The sequence below is a fragment of the Achromobacter sp. Marseille-Q0513 genome (genome assembly GCF_018195695.1).
Lineage (GTDB): Bacteria > Pseudomonadota > Gammaproteobacteria > Burkholderiales > Burkholderiaceae_B > Achromobacter.
In genome coordinates, this window is sequence record NZ_JAGTJY010000011.1 from 56,664 (window position 1) to 64,352 (window position 7,689).

Below are 7,689 nucleotides of genomic sequence, written 5' to 3' on the forward strand. Positions count from 1 at the left end.
AGCGGACCCGGCGGCGCGCCTAGGAGGTCGCGGGCGGAGCCGCCAGGCCCGGCGCGTCCGGGGTCCGGGCCGGCGGGGTGGGGGCCAGCAGCAGGGTGGTCGGCGAGGACACTTCCAGCCCCGCGTCGCGCAGGCGGCCCAGCACCGAGAACAGCAGCGCACTGCGCACGCCATACGCGGCGCGCGGCGACGATACGTAGCCCTTGGCGTTGAAGATGAGATTGCCGCCATCCACGCCGTCCAGGAAGACGTTCGGCGCGGGCGTGGCCAGGATGTCCGGGTGGTCGGCGAAGGCTTGCAGGATGGCGTCGCGGGCGCGTTCGGCATCCGTGGACAGGGGCATGGGCAGCTTGATCTGCACCAGGCCCAGCGGGCTGGAGCGCGTCACGTTGCGCACGGTCTTGGTGATGAACTCCGAGTTCGGCACGATCACCGTCGAGCGGTCGCTCATCTGGATCTCGGTCGCACGGACGTTGATGCGCAGGATGTCGCCTTCCACGCCGCCCAGCGAGACCCAGTCGCCAACCTGGACGGGACGTTCCGCCAACAGGATCAGGCCCGACACGAAGTTCTGCACGATGGCCTGCAGGCCGAAACCGATACCCACGGACAGGGCGCTGGCGATCCAGGCCACCCGTTCCAATCCGATGCCGGCCGCCGACAGGGCCAGCGCCACCGCCACCACGAAGCCCGCATACCCGAACAGCGTGACCGCCGACAGCTGCATGCCCGGATCCAGTTCCGTGGTGGGCAGATAGCGGTTGGACAGCCAGCGTTTGAGCATCTTCACGCCCAGCAGGGCCAGCGCCAGCACGATCAGCGCCTGCAACACGGCGCCGGGATGAATCTGCGCCTCGCCGATGGCCAGTCCCTTGCGCAGCTGGTCGAAGCGCTGCAGCAGGTCGGTGGGGCCTTCGCCGAATGGCGCCAGCAGCAGCGTGATGGTCAGCAGTCCCACCGCCACCCGGCCAACGCCGGACAGCAGCACGGCCGCCTGGTCGCGCAAGGTGGGCCGGGCCTTTTCGCCGGTCTCGGGGCGGGGCGAACTCAGCAGCGAACTGAAGACGTCCTCGATCAGCGTGGACGCCAGATAGCCCGAGGCCAGCACGATCAGCACCCACAGGACCTGCTTGGCCAGGAAGTTGGCGATCGCGACGTAGCCAGCGAGCAGGCTGCCCAGGCTCACGATCAGCACGGCCCAGGCGATGCCGGTCAGCGCCGGCACCCAGGCCGGAATGGCGGCGTCTTCCTGTTTCCGGGCCTGGCGGCGCAGCTTGCGGCCGATGGCGAGCGCGATCGCCATGGTGGCCATGATCAGGGTGGACACGATCCCGGTCAGCGTGATGGTGGTGGTCAGGCTGGTGTTCAGCAGCACGGTCAGGCGTTCGGCCAGCCAGATCAGCACGATCAGCGCGCCCATCGTTGCCGGCACCCAGCTCAGCTTCTGCGCCACGGCATCGCCGATGGGCGGCAGGCGCCAGGACGGATGGCGGGCTGACAGCAGAGCGCTGCCCAGTCCCGAGGTGTAGCCGCCGAAAAAGACCGTGATGACCATCGCCGCCAGCAGGTTGGAGGTGCTGTCGGACAGTTGCGAATTCCAGTCCAGGCCGACATGGACCAGCACGGCGATGAGGCCGGGCGTGGCGGTCGACAGCGCCACCTGGGCAGCTGCCAGCGCCGAGCGGCGCAGGCGTCCTGGCGGCACGCGGTTCGCGGTCAGCCTGAGCAGGGCGCGGCCGATCCACATCCGCAGCGCGATCACCAGGGCGGCGATGCCGGCCAGCAGCAGCCAGCCCCAGGCGGGCGTCTGCTGCACGGCCTCATAGAGATCGTCGCGCAGCGTGCTGAGCCGTTCCAGGTCGCGCGGGATCTCTCCCTTGAACTCGTTCCAGAATTGTCCGGACAGGAAGGCGTCGCGGCGCTCGCCCAGGCGGGCCTTGAACTGCGTGCGCAGTTGTGCCGATACCTGTTCGGCGGTCTGTCCCGCATCCACGGACAGCAGCTTGGCGAGCTTGATCTGCGCGTCCAGCCCGCGCCGGCTGGTTTCCAGGCTCAGGCGCTGGGCGGCGACGTCGGGCGCTTCCTTGCTGCCTTCCGGCGGCGCGCCCAGCTCGTTCAGCCTGGCCGCCACGCTGGCCAGTTGCGGCGTCAGGGTTTCGGCGGCGGCGTCCGCCTTGGCCTGGATGTCCACCGCCGTGCCATAGAGCTGCTGCAGATTGGCATCGTCGGCCTCGTTCGCGATGCGCTTGCGCATGTCGTCGATCTGCTTGCGCGCGCTGGCCAGGTCCGCCTCGATTTCTGCCGGCGTGCCCGGCGCCGCGGCATGGGCGGCGGCGGACCATGCGCCCGACAGCAGCAGCGCCATGGCCAGCGCCAGCGATGCGAGCAGGGCGGACGCGCGCGAGCGGCCGGCGCGCGTCAGGGGCAGGGAGGTGTTCGGAAACATAAAGGGTTTGATGAGCGGCTTGCGCCAGGGGAGGCCAGCATAGCAAGGCCGTGGCCGGCGGCTGCAACAAAATTGCGAGCCTGTTTCTTTTATGTGACAGGGCGGATGGTGGAATCGGCCGGCCCGCTTTGAAGGGCGAGCGTCTTTCGCCTACGCGTCCACACAGGGCGCCCGGGACTGGGCCTATCCCTGGAGCGGCTCTCGTTTCGCCGCGGGCGGTTCGCCATGCCGAGGTCGTCCCGATTTTGGCCGTCCTAGCACTTCGTCACACACTTCCAGCCAGGCGCGGGCGGCGTAGGACAGGTAGCCGGACTGCTGCCAGATGTGGCCGACCTCCCATTGCAGGCCCGACTTGGCCAGTTTCGCCGTGCTCAGGCCGCGCGTCTTCATGCGGCCCATCAGCGGTTCGGGCAGCAGCGCGACGCCCAGGCCGGCCGAGGCCATCGCCACCAGGAAATCCCAGTGCGCGCTCTGGGCCGCGATGGCGGGCTGCATGCCGGCGTCGGCAAAGGCCTGGCGCAGCCGGCGCGTCATGGCGAAGTCATCCGTGGGAACCAGCAGCCGGGAATCGCGCAGGGCCGTCAGCGGCAGGGATGTCTTGCCCGCCCAGGCGGCGTCCGGCGGGCCGATGACCCAGATCGGATGGCTGCCGAAGGCCTGGGCCGCGAGGCCGCGGTCCGGCGCGACGGGCAGGACGGTGGCGCCCACTTCCAGCTCGCCGTCGGCGACCAGGTTCTCCAGCGCCTGGCCCGTGCCTTCGCGCAGCGTCAGATGGATGTCCGGATGGCGCTCGCGGAAGCGCTTGACCACGGGCGTGAACAGCAGGTTGATCATGGGGGGAATTCCCACTTCCAGCGCGCCACGGCGCAGGTCCGCCGTTTCACGGATTTCCTCGGACAACTGGCGCATGGTCTCCAGCACCTGCAGGCCGCGCTGGTACATCACGCGGCCGGTGTCCGTGGGGCGGGCCGTATGTCCGTCGCGGATCAGCAACTGCGCGCCGGCTTCCTCTTCCAGTTGCCGGATCATCTTGCTGACGGTGGACTGCGTGACGAACAAGGCGCGCGCCGCCTGCGTGAAGCTGGCGTGCCTGACCGTCTCGACAAAGTAGCGCAGCGCGCGCACATCCATGGGGCCATCCCGTCCGCATCGGCGCGGAATCTCAATTAATGAAAAAAGCGACTTGAATGAATGATTTTAAGTCATTACGAGATTTGAAGCCGCGTTCCTATACTGCCGGAAAATCGTCCGCCTTCCCGCGATCCGGGGTTGCGGACATCGGGAAACGCCGCGTCAGACGGCGTCCGGACAGAAGGCTGTCGTGCCCGGTCCGGTCGCCGGCCGTCGGCCCTCAAATCTGGAGACTCCATGCATCTCGACCGTATCCGCCATTCCGGCCTGCACGCCAGGATCACCTCCGCCGAAGAGGCGGCCCTGCTGATCGAGGACGGCATGACCGTCGGCATGAGCGGCTTCACCCGCGCGGGCGACTGTAAGTCGGTGCCCGCGGCGCTGGCCCGGCGGGCGGAGCGCGAGCCCTTGTCGATCACGCTGATCACAGGCGCCTCGCTGGGCCACGACACCGACAAGATGCTGGCGCAGGCCAATGCGCTGGCGCGTCGCATGCCGTTCCAGGTCGACACCACGCTGCGCCGCAAGATCAATCAGGGCGAGATCGCCTTCATCGACCAACATCTTTCGGAAACCGCCGAACAGCTGCGCGCCGGCCATATCGGGCCCGTCGACGTGGCCATCATCGAAGCCGCCGCCATTACCGAAAGCGGCGCCATCGTGCCCACCATGTCCGTGGGCAATTCGGCGTCCTTCGCCTTGCAGGCCAAGCGCATCATCATCGAGCTGAACGTCGGCGTGCCGGCCGCCATCGAAGGGCTGCACGACATCTATGTGCCGCAGGATCGTCCCGCGCGCGAACCCATCGGCCTGATGGCGGTGGACCAGCGCATCGGCAAGCCCTACATCGAAGTGGATCCTTCCCGGATCGCGGCCATCGTTGTCACCGAGAAGCCGGACAGCCCGTCCAATGCCTTGCCGCCGGACGATGAGACCAACGCCATCGCCGGCCACATCAATGATTTCCTGCGCGCCGAGGTCAACGCGGGCCGGCTGGGCAATGGCCTGTTGCCGCTGCAGGCCGGCATCGGCACCATTGCCAACGCGGTGCTGCACGGCTTCGAGTCCTCGGAGTTCGAGCAACTGTCCATGTATTCCGAAGTGCTGCAGGACAGCGCCATCGAGCTGCTGGACCAGGGCAAGCTGCAATTTGCCTCGGCCTCGTCCATCACCGTATCCAAGCCGGTCTACGACAAGATCCTGGCCAACATCGAGCACTATCGCGAACGCATCGTGCTGCGTCCGCAGGAGATCAGCAACGCGCCCGAGATCGTGCGCCGGCTGGGCATCATCGCCATCAACACGGCGCTGGAGTTCGATATCTACGGCAACGTCAACTCCACGCATGTGGGCGGCACGCACATGATGAACGGCATCGGCGGGTCGGGCGATTTCGCCCGCAATGCGCATCTGGCGATCTTCGTGTCCAAGTCCATGGCCAAGAACGGCGATATTTCCAGCGTGGTACCCATGGTGTCGCACGTGGACCATACCGAACACGACGTCGACGTGCTGGTCACCGAGTGCGGCCTGGCCGACCTGCGCGGCCTGGCGCCGCGGGAGCGCGCCCGCGCCATCATCCGCAACTGCGTGCATCCGTCGTACCGCGAGGCATTGCAGGACTACTTCGACCGGGCCTGCGAACGCGGCGGCCAGACGCCGCATCTGCTGGAAGAGGCGTTCTCCTGGCACCAGCGCTTCAGCGAAACCGATTCCATGCGCCTGTCCAAGGCGGAGGTGCGCAAGGTCGCCTGAAGCGCGCCGCGGCCCGGTCCACTGTCGCCGCGAGGCGCAGTGCCGGGCCGGTTTCATGTCTTGTCGCCGCCGGGGCGGCGTTCTTCGGGTTTCTCGGGGCGGGCATATGACCGCGCCTTGCGCTGGCCTGGCCGCGCGCAAAGCTGAGCCTGGCCGAGGGCGTTGCCTTGGATTGAGGCGGGGCGGCGCTTGCCGCTCCGCCTATTTTTTTGGGTCCTTGTCTTCGGCGCAATCTTCGGGCTGGTACGTGACCAGCGACTTGCGCGACAGCTCGAGTTCATCGCGCAGCCATTGCTTGAGCGCGACCAGCGGCGGCCAGTCCCGCAGGCTGGGGCGGTAGACCAGATGATAGGTCTGCGCCTGTTCATACTGCACGCGGACCGTCGACAACTGCACCAGCCTGCCGGCGCACAACGCGTCCGCGGCAAGCAGCTCGCGGCCGAGCGCGATGCCCAATCCTTGTTCCGCCGCTTGCAGCATCATGCCCGCGTCATTGAAGGTCGCGACGGGATTCACCGGAATGCGCAGTCCGGCCGAGTTGAACCAGTGCTGCCAGACATCGCGCTCGCCCAGCAGGGGCTGTCCAGCGAGTGTCTCGGGCGTATGGTCCGGCAGGGCGCGCGCCGTTTCGGGGGATGCCAGCGCGATGAGCGGCAGCGGCACGTCGAATAGCGGTTCGGATTCGACTCCCGCCCAGGGGCCGCGCCCGAAGCGTAGCGCTGCGTGGAATCCATCGCGCAGCAGGTCCACCACCTGCTGCGAGGTTTCCATTTCCAACGTCAGCTCCGGATGACGGGCGCGCCAGCGCGCCATGCGCGGCAGCATCCAGCGCTGTGCGAACGAGGGCAGCACCGAAACCCGCAGTTGCAGGGAGCTGCCCGCAGCCGCGGCGGCTGCCGTGCGCATGCCGTCGTCCAGCAGCGCCAGCGCTTCCTGCACGCTGCACAGCAGCGCCGCGCCGGCGGGGTTCAGCACGATGCCGCGGCCGCTGCGCTCGAACAGGTCGAAACCCAGCTGTTCTTCCAGGCCACGGATCTGCTGGCTGACGGCGCTGTGGGTCAGGTGCAGGCGTTCGGCCGCGGCGCGCAGGTTTTGCAGTTCGGCCACCGCGCGAAAGGCGGGCAGGGCGTTCAGGGATAGTCGCATGGTCGGGGCGGGCTGATGAGGGGATATGGATTGCAGCTTAGTAAGTGGTTAGGTTAACTGACCAAACCAGGCAAAACAATTTGATTTTCTCTAGATATTTGGGCGGATATGCTAACCAAAACATCCCAAGTCCGGAGCAAATCATGAGTCATCTGCAATCCAGCACCGCCACTTCCTGCCTTGCCGCCTGCGACGCCGTGCTGCCGGCGCGGGATGCCCGGGAACGCTCGGCCCCGTCCAGCCTGTTCGGTCGTCTGTTGCAGGCTTGCCTGCAATGGCGGAACAGGAACCGGCTGCGCAATACGGCGGAAGGGTTGGACGAGCATATCCTGAAGGATATGGGGGCGCCCGATTGGCTGGTCAGCGAGGCCAGCGTCAGCCGGGAATTCAAGCGCTTGCGCAATGTCGACTATCTCCGGTGGTAGCGCCGGTTTGCCGCTGGACAGGGACGGGGGAAGGGCCGGCCCTGCCGGGTTGCCGCGTTGGCGCGTCAATGTGCCGGTAAGTCGGCGCGTCAGCGCATGAGCGGTTGAAGGATGTGTCGGGAGTGGCGATCGCTTGGACGGGCGAGCTATGGAAGAGGGGCGAGCGATGGCGGGCGACATCTGAGTCCGGATCACAGACGCGGCCGGACAGGGGCTTTGGCCAAAGTTTGGCCTGGGCAGGCTGATTCGTCATGGCGCCAGATGCGTGCCGTGGCCCGAAGGGGCGAAGCGGGAGTGAGCTCGACTTCCCGGCTTCGGTCCCAGGAGTGCGGGGTTGGCCGAAACGCGGTGTTGTCTCCATACGTATATAGAGACGTTGTTCTCCATAGGGATGCCCCGCGGGGAGCGGAGAGGCTGGCGCTGCTGGCACACGGATAGGCTGCTGGCTTCGCGTGGGCCCGGGCTATCCGGCGGGTGTCGCTACTCAGACTTGAGCCCGATCTCTATATAGAGAGGACTAGAGGGAGCATCTCTATATATAGAAGATGGATCTCATGGAAGACGGCCTGGTTTGCCTGACGAGCCAGGACTCCCTTGCTCCCTGTCAGGCCCGTTTCCATGGGCAGCGGCGGGTTCAGCCAGATTTCTTCACTCTTTTTTCGTCGCGCTCATGACAAGCGAAATTTCTGTGCTATAGTCTCGCTCCTTCGCAGTTCAAGCAGTTTTGTGAGCCGCGAAGCCAAGCAGGACGCAACGGGGTGCTGGGTTTTTCAGCGATCTGCCGCA

Annotated in this window: 5 protein-coding genes; 2 read left to right on the plus strand and 3 right to left on the minus strand. The window is 66.7% G+C overall.

What is annotated here, in order from left to right:
• Window positions 1-19 precede the first annotated feature (19 nt).
• Together KDH83_RS04625 and KDH83_RS04630 are read right to left on the minus strand one after the other, a co-directional pair.
• The gene (locus KDH83_RS04625) at window positions 20-2,446 is read right to left on the minus strand and encodes a DUF3772 domain-containing protein (protein ID WP_212313097.1); all 2,427 of its coding nucleotides are present in this window, start codon (window positions 2,444-2,446) and stop codon (window positions 20-22) included.
• 183 nt (window positions 2,447-2,629) lie between these two features.
• Window positions 2,630-3,577, minus strand: coding sequence for a LysR family transcriptional regulator (locus KDH83_RS04630; protein ID WP_212313098.1), 948 nt, complete (start codon window positions 3,575-3,577; stop codon window positions 2,630-2,632).
• 237 nt (window positions 3,578-3,814) lie between these two features.
• On the opposite strand from KDH83_RS04630, the gene KDH83_RS04635 reads away from it, so the two are divergent.
• Entirely contained in the window at window positions 3,815-5,332 is a 1,518-nt protein-coding gene (locus KDH83_RS04635) for an acetyl-CoA hydrolase/transferase family protein (RefSeq protein ID WP_212313099.1), read from the plus strand.
• Between the two features lie 201 nt (window positions 5,333-5,533).
• Here KDH83_RS04635 and KDH83_RS04640 read toward each other — a convergent pair whose 3' ends face one another.
• Window positions 5,534-6,478 carry a LysR substrate-binding domain-containing protein gene (locus KDH83_RS04640; RefSeq protein WP_212313100.1) on the minus strand — a complete coding sequence of 315 codons (945 nt, stop codon included), beginning with the start codon at window positions 6,476-6,478 and terminating at the stop codon, window positions 5,534-5,536.
• Between the two features lie 143 nt (window positions 6,479-6,621).
• On the opposite strand from KDH83_RS04640, the gene KDH83_RS32450 reads away from it, so the two are divergent.
• Complete coding sequence (locus KDH83_RS32450) at window positions 6,622-6,903, plus strand: hypothetical protein (RefSeq protein ID WP_249204841.1); 282 nt, start codon at window positions 6,622-6,624, stop codon at window positions 6,901-6,903.
• The last annotated feature ends 786 nt before the right edge of the window (window positions 6,904-7,689 follow it).

Bases quoted from the DNA above. Each gene is read 5' to 3' on its own strand.
- KDH83_RS04625 (WP_212313097.1), bottom strand. From the start codon at position 2,446: ATGTTTCCGAACACCTCCCTGCCCCTGACGCGCGCCGGCCGCTCGCGC.
- KDH83_RS04630 (WP_212313098.1), bottom strand. From the start codon at position 3,577: ATGGATGTGCGCGCGCTGCGCTACTTTGTCGAGACGGTCAGGCACGCC.
- KDH83_RS04635 (WP_212313099.1), top strand. From the start codon at position 3,815: ATGCATCTCGACCGTATCCGCCATTCCGGCCTGCACGCCAGGATCACC.
- KDH83_RS04640 (WP_212313100.1), bottom strand. From the start codon at position 6,478: ATGCGACTATCCCTGAACGCCCTGCCCGCCTTTCGCGCGGTGGCCGAA.
- KDH83_RS32450 (WP_249204841.1), top strand. From the start codon at position 6,622: ATGAGTCATCTGCAATCCAGCACCGCCACTTCCTGCCTTGCCGCCTGC.